The sequence below is a fragment of the Bacillus sp. TH17 genome, assembly GCF_016651125.1.
GTDB lineage: Bacteria > Bacillota > Bacilli > Bacillales > Bacillaceae_G > Bacillus_A > Bacillus_A mycoides.
This window is the reverse complement of sequence record NZ_JAEKEN010000001.1, coordinates 2395185-2412155: the sequence shown is the minus strand read 5'-3', so window position 1 is coordinate 2412155 and position 16971 is coordinate 2395185. Positions and strand designations below refer to the sequence as shown.

The window sequence follows — 16971 nt, the reverse complement described above, 5'->3', positions numbered from 1 at the left end:
TAATGGATAATTGTAAACATAAAAATTGAAAATTTTTAATTTTGATTAAAATGCGTATATTTAAAAGGGTTTTTTAAAGGATACATTGTATAGATTGGATAATAAATAGAACTTGGTGGTGTCTAATGAACTATATGAATAGAATAGCAGGTATTATGCTAACAATTTTATTAGTTGTTACTGCTTGTTCTAATGGGGAGCAAATAAAAGAAATATCACATATTGAACCTGGGGCTTTTAAAAAATATACGGGGACATACGTTGGAAATAATTCCGATGTGTTTGCGATTGTTACAAACTTACCTGGTGGTGAAACAGTTCAAAGTATAAATTTGAAAAATGAGAAGATCGCGGTGAAATACGGTGAGAAAAAGAACGGTAACTTAACAGAAGATATCATTGAGACTTATTGGTTTGACGAAAAGGATACGATGAAAAAGAACTTTCTCTTTAATGCTATTTATCTTGCAGTTTTAGTACCGAATGCGAAAGGGTATGAGTTTCAGATTGAAAATCAAAGTTTTGCATTAAAAAGAGAAGAACTTTTACCCATACTGTATAAAGAATTTAATGATTTGCCAAAGGATGATCTTATATGGAATAAGGGAATCGTAATGAATTTCTTTTACGGTAATCAAGAAAAAATAGAAAAGCTAGTTAATAATAAAGATTTTCGAAAGCAATTTTTTAATGAACATCCTGTGCGGGAATCTAAGTGATATGGAGGAAGATGTGGTTATTTTACGATTGAAAATACGGACATTTTTTAAAGGGAGTCATTCAGTATCGAATGATTCTTTTTTTGATGAAAATTATGGAAAAAAATATAACGTTGTGCTATGGTTAATTACATAAGTAATGAACCTATGAACCTAAGGTGGTGAAATCGTGAAACCTACTCTAGAACAAAATAAGTTAATATACATACAAATTGCAGAAACAATTGAATCTGATATTTTAAAAGACATATTACTTGAAGAAGAACAAGTTCCGTCGACAAATCAATTTGCGAAGATGTTACAAATTAATCCGGCTACAGCTGCAAAAGGAGTAAATCTACTAGTAGATGAGGGGATTTTATATAAAAAGAGAGGGATCGGGATGTTTGTTACAAAGGGAGCAAAAGAAGTCGTACTAAAAAAAAGACAGCATGTTTTTATGACTGAGTATTTACCTAAAGTGTGGGAAGAAGCAAAAGTACTAGAAATATCAAAAGACGAATTGATGGACATGATACACAAAATTACGAAGGAGGGGAAAGAGGGATGATTGCACTTGAAACGAAAAACTTGTCTAAAAAATATAAAAAGAAATTAGCTGTTAACGAAGTAACTATTTCATTGGAAGAGCATAAAATATATGGTTTGCTTGGAAGAAACGGAGCGGGGAAAACGACATTATTAAACATACTTGCTGGTCAAATTATTTCAAGTAGTGGAAGCGTAGCTGTATTTGGTGAAAATGTTTTTGAAAATAGTAAAGCGATGCAAAATATTTGTTTCGTTAGAGTGAAAGAAGAAGCTCATCTAAGTTATAAAGTAAAAGAAATCTTTAAGATGTGTAGCATGTTTTATAAAAATTGGGATGGAAAGTATGCTACAGAACTTGCAGATAAATTTCAGCTTAATATGACAGAGAAATACCATAAGCTATCACATGGCATGCAAACCGTCGTAGGAATTATTCAAGGATTAGCAAGTAGGGCACCAATTACAATTTTTGATGAACCAACTACTGGTTTAGACGCAGCACATCGCGAGTTATTTTATAGTTTACTATTAGAAGATTACGGTGAGTATCCTCGAACAATTATATTATCAACACATTTAGTAGAAGAAGTAACCCATGTTATTGAAGATGTAATTATCATAAAAGAAGGAAGACTAGTTGTTCAATCATCGGTGGAAGATTTATTACAGCAGGGGCATATAATTTCAGGAAAAAAGATAAAGTAGATGCGTTTTCGATTAATAAAAAAGTTATAAATCGAGAAGTTTATGGAAATAAGGGCATTGCTGTTATATGGGAAGAATTTACTAATGAAGATTATTACTCTCTTGAAAAAGAAGGATTAGCAGTTGATGAAATTACATTACAAAAACTATTTATTCACATAACTGGTGGTTAAGTGAAATGACGATGTTAATGAAGCAGTTGAAGTTACATATAAATTTTCATTATAAGGCAATTTTAATATTTTGGATCGCAGCTTTATTAATAAAAGGGGCTATGAATGCTGTTAATTTATATGGAATGAAAATTGGTTATTTACCTGAATTTATCAATAATCCTTCTATAGCAATTATGATGTTTATAATAGGGAGTACTTTCATCATACAAGATGATTTATTTCGTTTAGCCATTTCATTTGGTGTGACAAGGATACAATATTTTATCGGAGCGATTTGTTATATTGTACTGCAATCCGGACTATTTTCATTACTTCAAGTAATGTTTTTACAAGATATAAAATATAATATGGGGAATGCTAGTTTTGGAGAACTATTAGCAAAACAGTTTATTTTACAATTTTTATTTTATGTTACGACAGCATGTTTCTTTCAAGTAGTAGTTGTTTTTAAACAACGATTTAAGTGGATCGGTCTTATGATTGGTGGAACACTTTTTTAACAACAAACAGTGTGCTTTATGGTGAGGTAGGAATAAAAGGTTTATTATTTACAAGCGATCTATCTTTAATAGATATTCCCTATTTTACTGTGATTTCAATTGGATTAACCATTCTATATATCATAACTAGTAGTATATTTATTCGTAAAGTTTCATTTGAGCAAACGGTTTAAAATATTGTTAGATTATTATAGAAAGAGGGAAGACAATGGGAGATACTTCTTCACTAATAACCGTCTTTTTATGCGTGGCACTGCTAATTTTTTGGCGCCGTTATCGTTCTATGTATAAGCCGATAAAGGGAACGGGAAAACGTATTTTGTGGCCATTACTATTTTTAACACCGGGTATTTTATTGTTTTTTGGTCCAGTACATCCAGCTATAGTACAAGTGACTATAGCAGCATCCATTGGGGTGATTTTCGCAATCCCACTTATATTTCTAACAAACTATGAGCGAAGAGAAGACGGAAACATTTATACGAAAAAAAGTGCTGCCTTTTTAATTACTTTTATCGGAATTGTTATTTTAAGATATAGTTCAAGACAATATATCGTTGGCTTAGATCCGCAAATAATTGGTTTATTATTTTACGTCGTTGCGGTGTCTTATATTATTCCGTGGAGAATTGCTTGTTATATAAAATTCAGGAAAGTTTGGCGGGAAAATAATAATCATGCTATATGAAAACTTCTCATTTGAGAAGTTTTTTATTTTTCTATGTAAGTGAAATAACTTGTTGAAGTGCAAGCTACCATGCAATATGATAAATATAAAAAATTGAGGAGAGTGGGGGATATAAAAATGCGTACAATTTTACTTTTTCTAACTAACATGTCTACTGATGAGATAGAAAATATTAGAGAAATACACGATCCTTTATTTGGTTTAATTCCTCCCCACATAACAATTGTATTTCCTTTTGAAGGTAATATTTCAAATGATGAATTGAAATCACATATTTCGAATCTAGCAAAAGGGATAGGTACAATTGAGATTAAGTTTGCAAGTGGTGTAACTAGTATAGGAGGCTATTTATTTTTAGGAATTGAGCAAGGAAAAGAACAAATAGAAAAACTACATGATAAATTGTATACAGGCCCCTTATTACGATTTTTGAAAAGAGACATTCCATACATACCACATGTAACAGTTGGGAGAAAAGATAGCGCGGAGTTAGCAACTGAAATAGCGAAGGATATTCCTAGTTTTCATGAGAAGTTAAATTGTGTAATTGATAGAATTAGTGTGGAACGAATTGGTGAGAATGGAGAATCAATTATTGAATTTGAAGTACCATTGCAAAAAAGCTGACAAAAGTCAGCTTTTTTATTTCGAACTATGAAGTAAAGCACCAATTGCACCACTATAACCGCCGTCTTGTAAAAAGACTGGTATTTTGTTTTGATATTCTGTATAGCTACTAATAATATTTTGAAGATGTACGTTATTACATAGAGTAGAACCGATGTAAATGATATGGTCAATATTTTTTGCTTCGGCGAATTGAAGACTTAATGCTGTGACGACTTCACCGACAAGTCCTTGAACGGTAGCTAGTATATCTGAACTACTATAATTTGAGTCTGTAATGGTCGCTTTTCCGAAATTGCTAGCAGTTAAGTTATTATCAAGAGGGGAGAGAATCCCACCATAAATATCTCCAACTGTAATATCTAGACTGTTTCTTGAACCAATTTTCGTAAGCGGAATCACGTCTTCAAAATGATCTATATTTGTTAATAGTTTTGAAAGACCCATAATAGTACCACCGCCAACTCCAGTTCCACCAGCGCGAACATATTGCTTGTCGTGAACATAGTGAATGGAAGTACCTGTACCGATATTTGTTAATACAAAGCTGTTTATAGCACGTTTTTCTTCTTTTAGTATGTATCGTACTCCTGCTAAAGTAGCTTCAAACTCGTTTAATTCTACTATTTTATATGAACTTGAAAGGAGTTGTTCTAACTGTGTAGCTTTACCACCTGTAATGCATAATTGTGTAATTGAATTATTATTATGAAGCCATTCTTTAATTCTTTCGTGTTCATATGAATAAAATTTTTCAAAAACTAATTTGTTCATTTCGTTAAAGTAAGCAATTTTTGTTAATGTTCCCCCAGCATCAATACCAACAACATTCCGCATTTCCCTACCCCTTACTATGTAATCTGTTTAATCAGCTTGATATATTAATAGCTTTTCAATGGTAACGATTGATTGACCGTTTACAGAGGCAATTCCTTTCCCAAGAACAAAACCTCGTCTGTTACGTGTTAATTCATAATGTAAGTCAAGTTTATCACCGGGATACGCATTTTCATGAAATTCCACCCCATCTAAAGAGGAGAGGAAACCAAGTCCTTCAGATTCACCTGTACTTACAAAAGCACTAAGTTGAGCGAGTGCTTCTACAATTAGCATATGAGGCATATAGTTTTGATTTTTATTAATAAACCACTCGTTATTTGTGATCAGTTTGTATCCTGTAGCCGATTGAGATTCTTTAACGTTTGTAATTTTATCAATCATTAAAAATGGATAGCGATGGGGAAGAGTATCTTTAATATTCATATCATACCTCCAGGAATAATAATACCCCTGCTAAAGTTAAGCAGGGGAGTTATTATTAATTCTTAACTAATTCTTCTATTTTTTCAATAGAGAAAATACCACTATTTTTAATGTTTTCAACTGCTTCTTGTAATACTACTTTATCTTGAACAAGTGCAATACGTACAAAACCTTCGCCATGAGGACCAAATGCATGGCCTGGTGTGACAACGACATTTGCACGATCCATAAGTGCATAAGCGAACTCTAGCGAAGTCCATCCTTTCGGAATTTCAGCCCAAACGAACATACTTCCAGCTGGTTTATCGACATTCCAACCGAATTTGCGGAATCCGTCCACTAAAGTATCTCTACGTTCTTGGTAAATTTCACGGTTTTTTTCACAAAATGCAGCGCCGTGTCGTAATGCAGCGGATGCAGCTTTTTGAATTGGTAAAAACACACCGTAATCTGTATTAGACTTAAATTGCGTAAGCGCGCCGACAATTTCTTCGTTACCAATCATATAACCAATACGGCTACCAGCTAAACTATAACTTTTAGATAAAGAATTAATTTCAACGCCAACTTCTTTTGCACCAGGTACAGATAAGAAGCTAATTGGCTTTTGACCATCAAAATAAAATTCAGCATAAGCAAAATCATGGACAACGATAATATTATGTTTTTTCGCGAATGCGATTACATCTTTAAAGAAATCTTCATGTGCCATTGCTGGAACTGGATTTCCTGGGAAGTTCAAAATCATCATCTTTGCTTTATTGGCGATTTCTTCAGGGATAACTTCTAAGTTAGGTAAGAAATCATTTTCTTTTTTAATGGCATGTAGTAAGATGTTGCACCGGCCATTTGAATTCCTGTTTCATAAGCTGTATATCCTGGATCAGGAACTAGTATTATATCTCCCGGATTTGCAAAAACCATAGGTAAATGAACGAGTCCGTCTTGTGAACCCATTAATAATAAAACTTCTTTTTCAGCATTTAATATAACGTTATGAGTGTTGTTGTAATATTCAGTTACAGCTTCGTGAAATTCTTGAATACCAGATAATGTATATCCGTAACTTTCTTTTGCACTTGCTGTATGTACCATTTCTTCTCTCACAAAATCAGCAGGAGGCATATCAGGATTCCCGATACTTAAATCAATCATTTTATGACCTGCTGCAATTTTCTCTTTTTTATAGGCCCCTAATTCACTAAATATAGAAGATTGGAATGCTTTCATTCTAGTTGCTAAAGTGTAAGTCATCAAAACCCCTCCTAAAAACAGTGTTTTCTTTCTGTATTTTTAATTATTCTGAAAACACATGTTTACATTTTATCATTTTTTTATGAAAATTAAAACGATTGACAAATTTAGAGGGAGGATAGTAAGGGGGAAATAAAAATAACGCAGAAAATATTTTCCACGTTATAAATGACAATTATTTGTTTGTTTTTTTGTATGTACATGTTTTTTCAGTTGTAAAAAAGTATACATTTAATTTATTATCGACAACTTTTAAAGATTGATCCGATGTAAACGAGTTACCATAATCAATACGATACACGTTAGAATTTTTAACAAACGATCCTTTAAATAAATCCTCTTTTTTATTTGTTGTTTGCATTTCCACTAAATTGTGAACAACCTTTTCTTTCTTTTCTTCTTTTACAACTGTTTCAAATTTATAATATACAGGGCATTCACCTTTTTTATTATCAATGACTTCCCAAGAGCCGTATATATCATTATTGCTACATCCACTAAGTAGAACGATTAATATAGGGAAAATAAATAGAAACTTTTTCATTGTGTACTCCTTTCTTATTCGTTTTTATAAACGTGCGAATACGATAGGAATATTGTAAAAAATAAAGTTTAAATTTTTATAAAGAATTATTAAATTTCACATAAAAATTTGGAGAAAGGTGAGATTTTCAAAATAAAAAGGCATGAATCTAGTGTAATGCTAGATTCATGCCTAGTTCTCTATCTTATGTTATGTTTTTTGAGGATAAATGAAGCGGAAAGAAGAATGACAATTCCATTTACAATATATACATTTACAATAACGAAGACTAGGTTAGCTGCTCCCAAACCACCTTTATCGAATATAGAGGTGAATGCTGTAGTAGTCAAAAAAATAATGGGAGTTAACAATAAAAATAGGAAACCTGCAACAATCCTTCTTTTAAAGTTATTTTGAGATAAGGAAATGGCTAAAAAATTAAGGACGCCAAACATGATCAATGAAAAAAGAAGGATAATTAATAATTGGATGCCATCAGACATTTCCACAGCTCCTTTTTGAAAAATCTGTAATTTATCTTATTCGAAAGTAGTAGGGGATAATCCTTTAAATATTTGAACTACATAAAGAAAATAGATTTTAATCCTAGAAATTCAAAAAGAATGGACCCAGTATAATACGGGATCCATTCTTAAAAAGTATTAGTTTTATAAATTCGCAGATTGTGACGTTTGTTTTTCAAATTGTTTCTGCTTAGATAAGGAAATAAAAATAATCAACAACGAAATGACTCCGAAGATGAGAACCATATATTGTAACCCAATCGTATCTAAGAAGAAGCCAGTTCCAAGTAAGACAATTTGGAACATAACTCTCTCAAACATATTACGGAATGAGAAGAGGCGACCGTGATAGCTTTTTTCTACTTTCGTTTGGAAAATTGTCGACATAATAGGGAAGAAACAGCCGACACTAAAGCCAAACAAACCAAACGATGTAAGAGCCATCCATTTTATATCGCTAAAGAACAATGAAAGGTGTGCAAAAGCGGTACAAACAGCGAAGAAATATAATAATTTTTCAGGTTTGAAATGGTCAGATAAACGTTTAATAACGAAGGCACCTAACATAAATGCGACACCTTCAATTGTATATATAAATCCTTTAATCGTTGGATCATGTTGCATTTCGCTAATGTTAATAACCATTAAATTGAATCCAGCTATAAATAATAGAGGGATAATACTTAATATAAGTGCTGTAAAAGCAATAGGAATTCCTTTTAAAATACGAAACACTTCCATAAAGCTATTATCTTTAGCCGATTCTTTACTTGATGTAGTTGACTTTTTATCTTCAAATTGTAGGAAGAAAGTTGAGAGGAATAATAAAGCGTATGCTGCCATTGAGAAGGCATACATATACTGTAAACTCATTACAACTAAAAGAATTCCACCTAGTGAAGTACCCGCAATACGAGCGATTGTACCAACATTCATATGTACACCGTTCATCTGTAATAACTCATGCTCACGAACGATTAGAGGAATTACAGATTGTAATGCAGGGAAATAAAATGCAGCTGAAATTTGAAGTGCAACCATAAATGCAATCATGAATGCGATACTTTCATATTGAATGGCGAAAAACATGAAAATAACACTAATAACACGACCGAAGCCAGCGTAAAGAAGAACTTTCTTTTTTTCATACTGATCAATGACACGACCAGCCATTGGACCAACTAGAACGCCAGCTAACAGTCCGATAAATAATATAACGGATTTCATAAAATCAGAAGGGACGTATTTTTGCATAAATTCAAGATTACCAAGAATACCAAGCCATAACCCTAGACCAGCAATAAACTCCCCAATTAACACAATCCAAACATTTTTATTACGCCACATAATGTAAAACCTCTCTGTCTTTTAAAATGAAAAACTCGTATATAAAACCTCCTTATTTTATGTATTATTTTAAACGAACTTTTTTAGAGTCAGAGTCTATATTACGTGTTTCATTAATGGATTTCAATCTTTTTGATTTGTAAAAAAATGATGAATTAAGTGATACAATGGGTAACTAAAAATACAAAAAATTCACAAGTAAATTCAAAGGGAAGGTAAGTGTGGGGAAAATAAAAAAAGTAAGAACGCAGATAATACGTCTTACTTTTCTCAAAAAACCAAAATAGATTAAATTAGCAACACTTATGATCTTGTCCAATAGCTAAGCCGCTAAAAGACAGAGGACCAACAATGTCTGCACTTGCACCACTAGTAAGGTTTTCTACAGTTAATGAATACTCGTGAGTCCCGCAGCTAACATTTTGATCTATAGCTTGAAATGTTTGCGCGTAAAATTGCTCAGAATCTGTAGATTCAATCCCTACTTGAGCGTTGAAGATTTCTGTATTGTCACGGGAAATTCGGAATAAAACTTGTGAAATCTCAGTTATACCTTTAACCCCAACTGTAGCAATTAATTCTACTCGATTATTACGTGAATCTCTTCTTGAAATTTTTAATTTAATACTTGCTAGAATTGCTTTTTCTGGGGAATGGGGAATTACAAAAGTTGTTTCACCTGTTTTATTTAAAGGTTGAGTAGCTTGATAATCAATGATATGAGTCATATTCGTCACCTCCTCATATACTAAAATATGAAGGTAACGATGAATTAGCTTGGACATATACTATAAGATTTTAAGAGAATTGAGGAGTAATGTTGAATAAAGGGAGATAATATAAAAGCATCAAGAAAAAATCCCAATTATGAGAGTCATTTTTTGATGCTTTTCATACTTTAGGCGGAATATTCTTCTTTACGTACTTCGAAGAATTCATTCCGGCGTAAGTAATTAAAAATTTTTTCCGAAACCTCTTCTTCATGAGACACTAAAAATCGTTGATCAAAAGCATAGAAAGATTGACCTTTAATTAATTTTACGTAGTATATTTTACACGCCTCCTTTAAATTAGGATTCTTAAATACTTTATATTATGATGACCTATCTGGTTGTTAATAATACTTAAAGTTTCAAAGGGGAGAAGTATAAATTCAAAAAAACATTGAAATAGCTTACAAATCTGTAATGTTTTTGTCACCTTTGCCGATAGTTAAAATTAACCAGTATCTTCTATACTACAAATAGGTTCCATAAAACAAGGGGGTAGAAAGATGGAGGAAGTAATTGGAGAAGTTGTAGCAGGGATTTGTGAATTTGTAGTTGAAGTTACGGTGGATGTTTTAGGAGATTTAGTTTCCGGAAATGATGAAGAGAAAGAAATATTATAAAATTTGTAAAAAGTTTAAAGATAAACAATGTATAAAAGCTGATTTCTAAAGGGAAGTCAGCTTTTATATTTTTTACATTATATTAATAATATTTAAATATTAACCTGTACGATATTAATGAAATCAATAAAGGAGCTGACCGATATGAATATGCCGAATTCTAGATGCGATGTACCTGATTCTAGTACGATTGTAGCGAATATAAATGAAAAAGAATATCACTTTATTGTTCGTATACATCCACTTGCAGGAAAGATGATAGCGCTATTTGAAAATGGGAAAGAATATGGCTTACTTGATAAGGAAATCGCTAGTAGGGATAAATTTATTAGGTCAGAGCTTACTAAGTTGAAGCATTTCAACATAGATATTCTTTATGATGGTCCTGGGTGGATATGGATTGCATGCAAGAGAGGCTACTAATAGCGAAGTAGAAGTTATTTTGAAGTTACAGGGGGATTAGACGTGTAAGAAGATCCTCAAATTTAAGAGATACTTTGTGGGGGTGTGGGATAATTCCCCATAACCTTTTTTGTTTTGTGCTTAAAAATAAAAGAGTTAAATTTTTTTGATAGAAGGTCTCTAATACAAGAGACGAGATTAAACTAAAAGAGGATTTGAAATTATATAAAGAGAACTTATAAATTAAATATAATACTTTATAGAAAGAAGATGATAAAAGTGAGTAAAGAAGAACTTGTGAAACAACAATTTGGTAGTAATGCAGAGAAGTATGTGAAAAGTAAAATTCATGCAAAAGGACTGGATTTACAATATGTAGTTCAGCAAGTTGAAACTCGTCATAATACTCGTCTTCTTGATATTGCTACTGGTGGTGGACATGTTGCTAATTTGTTAGCCCCAATGTTCAAAGAGGTAGTCGCTCTTGATTTAACAGAAAAAATGTTAGAAAAAGCAAAAGGTTTTATAGAAGGGAACGGACATGAAAATGTATCATTTGTAGCAGGACATGCAGAAAGGTTACCATTTGCTGATGATTCCTTTGATACAATTACATGCCGAATTGCAGCACATCACTTTGTTGATCCTTTGCAATTTATTTTTGAAGTAAATCGAACGTTAGAAGATAATGGATTATTTATATTAATTGATAACGTTTCACCAGAAAATAATGAGTTTGATACATTTTATAACTTTATCGAAAAGAAGAGAGATCCAAGCCATGAACGAGCTTTGAAAAAAACAGAATGGATTACTTTATTAGAAAAACATGGTTTGCAAATGCAGTCATGTCATACTTTTGACAAGAAGTTCGATTTTGATTGGTGGTGCGATATGATGGATGTTCCTATGCAAAAACGTGTAAAGTTAACAGAGTGTATGATGAAAACATCAAATGAAATGCAAGAATTTTTCAAAATTCAATTTGGAAACAATAAAATAGAATCGTTTTATACTGAAATGGCACTGTTCGTATGTAAAAAAGTTCAACATTAAAAAGATAAATTTCTTGCAGTCTTTCTGATGTACGATATACTTAGTACAGAGAAAATGAGAATTGAGGAATAGTAATAATGATTCGTGTACGTATTGAGGGAACTGAGGAAGAGATGCTTGAATTTTTAGAGAAAATGCCTGACATTCCTGGGTTTGAAAAAACACATATGAGAGAACCGAGAAAAGGGAATAATCCGAAATATGATTCAAGCAAAAGTGTACTAGCATATTTATCTTATAAAAAGATTGAAGTCGCCAATAAATAGGCGGCTTTTTTAATTATCTCTGTTTCACCGCCTTGTCTTTTTCGCATAATAATAATAGTAGATTATGCTGGAGAGGGGTGAGGAAAGTTAATAAAAAAATAATCTTTTTCGGAGATTTTGGTATTGATGATGCAGTAACGTTAATTTATGCGAATAAAACATGCAAATTAGATATTATCGGTATCGTTGCAGAGTATGGAAATGTATCAAGAGAAATTGTTACGGAAAATGTTTATTTTTTAGAAAGATACTATGCTACAAAAGTAAAGATTATCGAAGGTGCCAGTAGACCAATGACAGCTGAAGAACCTTTGTTTTTCCCTGAAATTCATGGGGATCACGGTTTAGGTCCAATTATTCCACCGAAAATGAGAATTTGTGACAGAGAAAATTTTTGTGAATTGATTAAATTAATTGAGCCTTGTCTAGAAGATATTATTATAGTGGCGACGGGACGATTAACAACACTTGCAACATTATTTTTATTGTATCCCAATTTAATGAATCGAGTATGTTCTTATTATATAATGGGCGGTGCTTTTCTATTTCCGGGAAACGTTACACCTGTATCAGAAGCTAATTTTTACGGCGATCCAATTGCCGCGAATATCGTTATGAAATATGCGCAGAATGCTACAATATATCCGTTAAATGTAACGCAGCGTGCTCTTATTACCCCTGAAATGGTCGATATTATTGATAAAGAAGGAACAGGGCAGGCGAAACTCATAAAGCCAATGATCGATTTTTATTACGAGAACTTTTACAAAAAAGAATATCCAGGTATTGCTGGGAGTCCGATTCACGATTTACTTCCGTTCATTTCATTTATAAATGATGATATTTTTGAATATAAAAAATCAGCAGTTTGGATTAGTACGACGAATGATGTAACGAGAGGTCAAAGTGTTGCAGATTTTAGAAAAATAGCTGATCCAACGACGTTTGATAATCGTCCTATACAAAAAATTGCCGTTGAATTTAATTATCAAGCGTTTAAAGACGAGTTTATGAGAACAATATTGAAGCCAGATTGTCCTTAAAAGGGTGAGCAGATTTGAATGATTTTCATAAGACGAATAACTTACGAAAAATGTAACATAACTAATGGTAAGCAATTGTTTCTGATTATAATTTTTATTGGTCAATTATAAAGGAGGAAATGATATGATTTGGTCTTTAATCGTTGGTGGTATATTAGGATGGTTTGCAAGTTTAATTACTGGGAAGGATGTACCTGGCGGTGTAATCGGTAATATTATTGCAGGTATTGTCGGTTCTTGGCTTGGTACAGCGTTACTTGGTAAATTCGGACCTGTTATAGGCGGATATGCGATTGTTCCAGCTTTAATAGGCGCGATTGTTTTGATTTTCATCGTAAGCTTTATATTCCGTGCAATGCGGAAATGAATACAGGGGACTGTTTACATTTGTAAGCAGTCCCTTTGTATTATGTTGTCTAATCTGTTATGCTACTGTTATACAATCAGGAGGTGTCAGCATTGAAATCATTTACAGTAAATTTTCATCAAGAGGATAATGCAAAGGCAACAACAGTACATAAATTAAGTGAAGAGGACTTCGAGAAAGCAACAGAAAAAGATACTCGTCATCTATTTGATTTAGATACAAACGTTGGTTTCTTCGTATTCTTTGATGCTGAAGATACAGAAGGAAACGAGCAATACTTAATGTTACAATATGAAGGAGATCATGAAGAACCAAGTGCTTGCTACGGATTTGATTTGAAATTGTTCTATCAATTTTTAGCACTATACTTAAATGATCTTGAATTCCAAGGTGAGACAAATGAAGAAGAGGAAGAAAATGGTCCAATTCATCATTTAGCGCACTTACTTTACCATATCGTTGAAGATGGTAAATCTATCGAAGTATAAAAATACATAATTGAAGCTGTCCTTTAATAGGACAGCTTTTTTAATTATATAAATAGTTAATCTTAATGGATTTCTGATCATGACAAATGATTTGAATAAGATTCAGAAGGAACAAAACATTAAACCAGCAGAGAATGAGTATTCACTTTCTGCTGGTTTTTTGCATTTAAAGGAGATTTTGTAGCAGTTTAATTCAAGTTACAAAAAGGATATAGCGAGTATAGAGAGAAGGTGTATACAAGGAGATGAATAAGATGATTAACAATACAATTCCAAGCTTTTTGAAGATTTTGGAAAGCGATGATATAGGATTACATGACTTGGACAAATATTATGATATGTATCCAGAAGCATTTGAAGAGTATTTTAATTATCATTGTCCTAAGACGGAAGAACGTCTTTCTAGTGCAATTAAAAAATATCCTGAAAAACTAAAAGACATCCGTATTATTTCGGAAACTTTACCATCTATTATTCAAGAAATTAGTGAGGAGTATCACATTCAATTTGGTTTTAATATAGATTTGACTTTTCATCTATTTGTAGGTGGGTTTGGCTCCAATGCATTTGTAGAAAGAGATATTATTGGGGATATATTTCTTTCGGCAGAAAAATTATCTCCTGAAAGGGAGCATCTTCGTGTTATCGTTGCTCATGAAATTGGTCATATATATCATAATTTCGTATTGCAAGAGAGTGGAATGGATTGGACTAAAGCACAATGGACTGATGCAGCGGTTAGTTTATATCGTGAGGGAGTCGCGACATATTTATCGCAAAGAATAGCTAAAGGATTAAGTAAATCAGTCTATTATTCATATGATAATGATGGTGACGATTGGTTGTATTGCTATGAAGAACATAAAGATCATATTAAGAAACATTTTTTACAAGATTATGTTAAAGGGTGGACAGATGAAAAAGAGAAAGAATGGTTCCGTTTATCAGGAGGGACTTATTTCGGATGCAACCGACTCGGTTATTTTTTAGGAACATCGTATATGGAGTATATTGTGAATACTTTCGGGGAAAGCGAAGCACTTACTTTTTGGACTAAAAATAATTTAAAGAGTAGTGTTATGGAATGGTTACAAAAGTGAATATATTGAAGAGGGAGGTTGAAAATGATGAAAGTATATATGAAAGTACTTATATTTTTCCTAACTTTAACGTGTGTAGCGGCTTTAACCGCATGTACTAACGCTGAGGAAAAGAAGCAAACTAATTCAACATCAGAAAATAGTACGGAAAAAAAGAGCGATACGTCAGAAAAGAGTAAAAAGAATGAAGAGACTGCTCCCAAAAAAGAGAATGAACCTGTGGAAAAACCAAAAGGTCAAGAATCGGTAAAACCTTCAACGGAGTCTAATACGAAAAATACAGTGCTTAATCAAAAATCAATTAACCATGTAAAAGCTTTATTTGAGCAAGCGAAAGAAGGTAAAGTACCTAACGTACCATATGCAGCTCATACAGGAGATATTGAAGAAATAGAGAAGGCATGGGGAAAGGCAGATAAGACTGAGCAAGCAGGAAACGGGATGTATGCAACTTTTACAAGTAAAAATGTAGCATTTGGCTTTAATAAAGGATCACAAGTCTTTGACGTACGCTCTTACCATTCAGAGCTCAAATCGATTACGTTACAAGAAATCGAAAAGGCTTTAGGAAAACCAGCGTCTGTTAAAGAAAATGGTAATGATAAAATTTATGTTTATAAAGTAAATGACCAGTTTGAATTGAAATTCGTAATTCCAAAATCGACTGGTAAAGTACATCATATTTCTGTGTTCTCACCGGAGGATAGTATTAATAAAATGGCAGGTTAAATGAAGAGCTGTTCCTATAGGGACAGCTCTTTTGTTTTGTTTCTTTCTAACGATTGAACAAAAAAAGCTTGAATGATACCACCGATTATTAATAAGAAGGCACAAATATAAAATAGAGTACTACCGTTTAATTTACTTAATAACAATGCACCTACAAAAGGCCCACAAGTTCTTGAAATATCCCAATGTATACCGTATATAGAAAAATATAATCCGCGTCTATGACTTGGAGCGATTTGTGAAACGAATCGTAGTAAGTGATTCAAAGCTATACTTTGCCCAATTACTAAAAAGAGCAATGTGAAGAATAATGACCATATTGTTGTGGAATAACCGTAGCCAATCGCAGCTAACGTATAGCAAGTATAGGAAATAACAATGATTTTAGGCATAGAAAATCGTTCAGACCATTTCACAAGGAAAATTTGGAGCATAACTTCCATGATTGCTTTACAAGTTGAGATAAATACGAGTATGAATAAAAAATTTGGAAATACACTTTCGGCGAATATACGATAATTTGATTCGGTTTGAGCGTAGAAAAAACTAATAGGTAGCGTAGAAACCATAAGTCCAAACACAGCGTAATGCTTTGAAATAAATTGTTTTGGCGAATATACTTCTTTAGTTTTATTAACGCTTTGTCTGAGTGGGACCGTTTCAGGAAGCTGCGTCCAAACGAGAATAGCATATAGCGTAAGGGCTACACCTTGCAAAATAAATAAATACTCAGGGTGACTAGTATAGAAAAAGGCGCCGATTAATGGGCCAATTACAGAGCCGATTGCTCCCGTAGTATGCAGAACAGCAAATATTTCTGCCTGTTGTTCTTCCTTCGTTAAGTCAGCGATTTGTGCTCGCTGTGCCGGTATATATAAAGAGCGTCCAATACCATTTACTACATACAATAAGGCGAAAAAGGCGACTGATTCAGCAAAAACGAAGCCGCTTACGGCAAAAGCTTGTAAAAGTAATCCGAGTAACATTATTTTCTTTCGGCCGTATTTATCTGTTACACCCCCAGCGATTAATGTAAACACAATATCAGCGAGAGGCTGTAATCCGAAAAGAAGCATTGTAACGATGACATTACCATTTAACGCTTTATTAACATGAACGATAAAAATGATAGCTAACATCGCTTCAGTCGTTCGGACTAACAATTCACCGAACAATCGAATGAGAATAGGCTTATTATAATGTTTTAAAAGATACTTCATTTTTATTTCCTCCTTTCTATATTGAAATGATAAGATGGAAGCCAGAAATGAAA

At 32.7% G+C, this 16971-nt stretch carries 19 protein-coding genes and 4 pseudogenes; 14 read left to right on the top strand and 9 right to left on the bottom strand.

Going from position 1 to position 16971, the window contains the following annotated elements; genetic code table 11:
• Nucleotides 1-125 precede the first annotated feature (125 nt).
• The 6 genes and pseudogenes from JFT95_RS12260 to JFT95_RS12235 all read left to right on the top strand — a co-directional run bounded on the left by JFT95_RS12260 (nucleotide 126) and on the right by JFT95_RS12235 (nucleotide 3946).
• Nucleotides 126-719 carry a DUF4825 domain-containing protein gene (locus JFT95_RS12260; protein ID WP_201052340.1) on the top strand — a complete coding sequence of 198 codons (594 nt, stop codon included), beginning with the start codon at nucleotides 126-128 and terminating at the stop codon, nucleotides 717-719.
• Nucleotides 720-888: 169 nt separating this feature from the next.
• The gene (locus tag JFT95_RS12255) at nucleotides 889-1269 is read left to right on the top strand and encodes a GntR family transcriptional regulator (RefSeq protein ID WP_000805181.1); all 381 of its coding nucleotides are present in this window, start codon (nucleotides 889-891) and stop codon (nucleotides 1267-1269) included.
• Nucleotides 1266-2128: pseudogene (locus JFT95_RS12250) on the top strand (ABC transporter ATP-binding protein). The gene JFT95_RS12255 and the pseudogene JFT95_RS12250 overlap by 4 nt, the downstream one beginning before the upstream one ends.
• Before the next feature lie 5 nt (nucleotides 2129-2133).
• A pseudogene (locus JFT95_RS12245) lies at nucleotides 2134-2804 on the top strand (DUF4052 family protein).
• Nucleotides 2805-2839: 35 nt separating this feature from the next.
• Complete coding sequence (locus tag JFT95_RS12240) at nucleotides 2840-3319, top strand: CcdC family protein (RefSeq protein ID WP_012261130.1); 480 nt, start codon at nucleotides 2840-2842, stop codon at nucleotides 3317-3319.
• A gap of 117 nt (nucleotides 3320-3436) precedes the next feature.
• Entirely contained in the window at nucleotides 3437-3946 is a 510-nt protein-coding gene (locus JFT95_RS12235; RefSeq protein WP_012261129.1) for a 2'-5' RNA ligase family protein, read from the top strand.
• A 15-nt stretch (nucleotides 3947-3961) separates the two neighbouring features.
• Here the strand turns inward: JFT95_RS12235 and coaW are convergent, their stop codons facing one another.
• The 8 genes and pseudogenes from coaW to JFT95_RS12195 form a co-directional block, all read right to left on the bottom strand.
• Complete coding sequence (gene coaW, locus JFT95_RS12230; RefSeq protein WP_002127820.1) at nucleotides 3962-4783, bottom strand: type II pantothenate kinase; 822 nt, start codon at nucleotides 4781-4783, stop codon at nucleotides 3962-3964.
• Nucleotides 4784-4810: 27 nt separating this feature from the next.
• Nucleotides 4811-5209 carry a 3-hydroxyacyl-ACP dehydratase FabZ family protein gene (locus JFT95_RS12225; protein WP_001021821.1) on the bottom strand — a complete coding sequence of 133 codons (399 nt, stop codon included), beginning with the start codon at nucleotides 5207-5209 and terminating at the stop codon, nucleotides 4811-4813.
• 55 nt (nucleotides 5210-5264) lie between these two features.
• A pseudogene (locus tag JFT95_RS12220) lies at nucleotides 5265-6463 on the bottom strand (LL-diaminopimelate aminotransferase).
• Nucleotides 6464-6638: 175 nt separating this feature from the next.
• Nucleotides 6639-7007, bottom strand: a complete 369-nt coding sequence (locus JFT95_RS12215) for a hypothetical protein (RefSeq protein ID WP_002065911.1) — start codon at nucleotides 7005-7007, stop codon at nucleotides 6639-6641.
• Nucleotides 7008-7186: 179 nt separating this feature from the next.
• Nucleotides 7187-7489 (bottom strand): hypothetical protein, encoded by a 303-nt coding sequence (locus JFT95_RS12210; protein WP_002136836.1) that lies wholly within the window; start codon nucleotides 7487-7489, stop codon nucleotides 7187-7189.
• Nucleotides 7490-7654: 165 nt separating this feature from the next.
• Complete coding sequence (locus JFT95_RS12205) at nucleotides 7655-8857, bottom strand: MFS transporter (protein ID WP_002013379.1); 1203 nt, start codon at nucleotides 8855-8857, stop codon at nucleotides 7655-7657.
• 293 nt (nucleotides 8858-9150) lie between these two features.
• On the bottom strand, nucleotides 9151-9585 hold the full coding sequence (gene exsC, locus JFT95_RS12200; protein WP_201052339.1) for an exosporium protein ExsC: 435 nt from the start codon (nucleotides 9583-9585) through the stop codon (nucleotides 9151-9153).
• Between the two features lie 170 nt (nucleotides 9586-9755).
• Nucleotides 9756-9908 (bottom strand): YqbF domain-containing protein, encoded by a 153-nt coding sequence (locus tag JFT95_RS12195; protein ID WP_078179002.1) that lies wholly within the window; start codon nucleotides 9906-9908, stop codon nucleotides 9756-9758.
• Between the two features lie 483 nt (nucleotides 9909-10391).
• Here JFT95_RS12195 and JFT95_RS12190 point away from each other — a divergent pair.
• The 8 genes and pseudogenes from JFT95_RS12190 (at nucleotide 10392) to JFT95_RS12155 (ending at nucleotide 15698) form a co-directional block, all read left to right on the top strand.
• A pseudogene (locus JFT95_RS12190) lies at nucleotides 10392-10710 on the top strand (hypothetical protein).
• Nucleotides 10711-10928: 218 nt separating this feature from the next.
• Nucleotides 10929-11705, top strand: a complete 777-nt coding sequence (locus JFT95_RS12185) for a class I SAM-dependent methyltransferase (protein WP_201052338.1) — start codon at nucleotides 10929-10931, stop codon at nucleotides 11703-11705.
• A 77-nt stretch (nucleotides 11706-11782) separates the two neighbouring features.
• Nucleotides 11783-11971 (top strand): DUF3970 family protein, encoded by a 189-nt coding sequence (locus tag JFT95_RS12180; RefSeq protein ID WP_002013371.1) that lies wholly within the window; start codon nucleotides 11783-11785, stop codon nucleotides 11969-11971.
• Nucleotides 11972-12048: 77 nt separating this feature from the next.
• Nucleotides 12049-13014: a nucleoside hydrolase gene (locus tag JFT95_RS12175; protein WP_201052337.1), complete on the top strand. Its 966-nt coding sequence runs from the start codon at nucleotides 12049-12051 to the stop codon at nucleotides 13012-13014.
• A gap of 124 nt (nucleotides 13015-13138) precedes the next feature.
• Nucleotides 13139-13381 (top strand): GlsB/YeaQ/YmgE family stress response membrane protein, encoded by a 243-nt coding sequence (locus JFT95_RS12170; RefSeq protein ID WP_002013368.1) that lies wholly within the window; start codon nucleotides 13139-13141, stop codon nucleotides 13379-13381.
• Nucleotides 13382-13473: 92 nt separating this feature from the next.
• The gene (locus tag JFT95_RS12165; RefSeq protein WP_201052336.1) at nucleotides 13474-13869 is read left to right on the top strand and encodes a cytosolic protein; all 396 of its coding nucleotides are present in this window, start codon (nucleotides 13474-13476) and stop codon (nucleotides 13867-13869) included.
• Between the two features lie 254 nt (nucleotides 13870-14123).
• On the top strand, nucleotides 14124-14969 hold the full coding sequence (locus tag JFT95_RS12160; RefSeq protein WP_201052335.1) for a DUF5700 domain-containing putative Zn-dependent protease: 846 nt from the start codon (nucleotides 14124-14126) through the stop codon (nucleotides 14967-14969).
• A 24-nt stretch (nucleotides 14970-14993) separates the two neighbouring features.
• Complete coding sequence (locus tag JFT95_RS12155) at nucleotides 14994-15698, top strand: YjgB family protein (RefSeq protein ID WP_201052334.1); 705 nt, start codon at nucleotides 14994-14996, stop codon at nucleotides 15696-15698.
• A 14-nt stretch (nucleotides 15699-15712) separates the two neighbouring features.
• Here the strand turns inward: JFT95_RS12155 and JFT95_RS12150 are convergent, their stop codons facing one another.
• Nucleotides 15713-16918, bottom strand: coding sequence for an MDR family MFS transporter (locus JFT95_RS12150; RefSeq protein WP_201052333.1), 1206 nt, complete (start codon nucleotides 16916-16918; stop codon nucleotides 15713-15715).
• Between the last annotated feature and the right edge of the window lie 53 nt (nucleotides 16919-16971).

Coding starts and splice junctions, on each gene's coding strand:
- coaW (WP_002127820.1), bottom strand. CDS start 4,783: ATGCGGAATGTTGTTGGTATTGATGCTGGGGGAACATTAACAAAAATT.
- JFT95_RS12150 (WP_201052333.1), bottom strand. CDS start 16,918: ATGAAGTATCTTTTAAAACATTATAATAAGCCTATTCTCATTCGATTG.
- JFT95_RS12160 (WP_201052335.1), top strand. CDS start 14,124: ATGATTAACAATACAATTCCAAGCTTTTTGAAGATTTTGGAAAGCGAT.
- JFT95_RS12260 (WP_201052340.1), top strand. CDS start 126: ATGAACTATATGAATAGAATAGCAGGTATTATGCTAACAATTTTATTA.
- JFT95_RS12180 (WP_002013371.1), top strand. CDS start 11,783: ATGATTCGTGTACGTATTGAGGGAACTGAGGAAGAGATGCTTGAATTT.
- JFT95_RS12215 (WP_002065911.1), bottom strand. CDS start 7,007: ATGAAAAAGTTTCTATTTATTTTCCCTATATTAATCGTTCTACTTAGT.
- exsC (WP_201052339.1), bottom strand. CDS start 9,585: ATGACTCATATCATTGATTATCAAGCTACTCAACCTTTAAATAAAACA.
- JFT95_RS12240 (WP_012261130.1), top strand. CDS start 2,840: ATGGGAGATACTTCTTCACTAATAACCGTCTTTTTATGCGTGGCACTG.
- JFT95_RS12155 (WP_201052334.1), top strand. CDS start 14,994: ATGATGAAAGTATATATGAAAGTACTTATATTTTTCCTAACTTTAACG.
- JFT95_RS12205 (WP_002013379.1), bottom strand. CDS start 8,857: ATGTGGCGTAATAAAAATGTTTGGATTGTGTTAATTGGGGAGTTTATT.
- JFT95_RS12225 (WP_001021821.1), bottom strand. CDS start 5,209: ATGAATATTAAAGATACTCTTCCCCATCGCTATCCATTTTTAATGATT.
- JFT95_RS12210 (WP_002136836.1), bottom strand. CDS start 7,489: ATGTCTGATGGCATCCAATTATTAATTATCCTTCTTTTTTCATTGATC.
- JFT95_RS12235 (WP_012261129.1), top strand. CDS start 3,437: ATGCGTACAATTTTACTTTTTCTAACTAACATGTCTACTGATGAGATA.
- JFT95_RS12170 (WP_002013368.1), top strand. CDS start 13,139: ATGATTTGGTCTTTAATCGTTGGTGGTATATTAGGATGGTTTGCAAGT.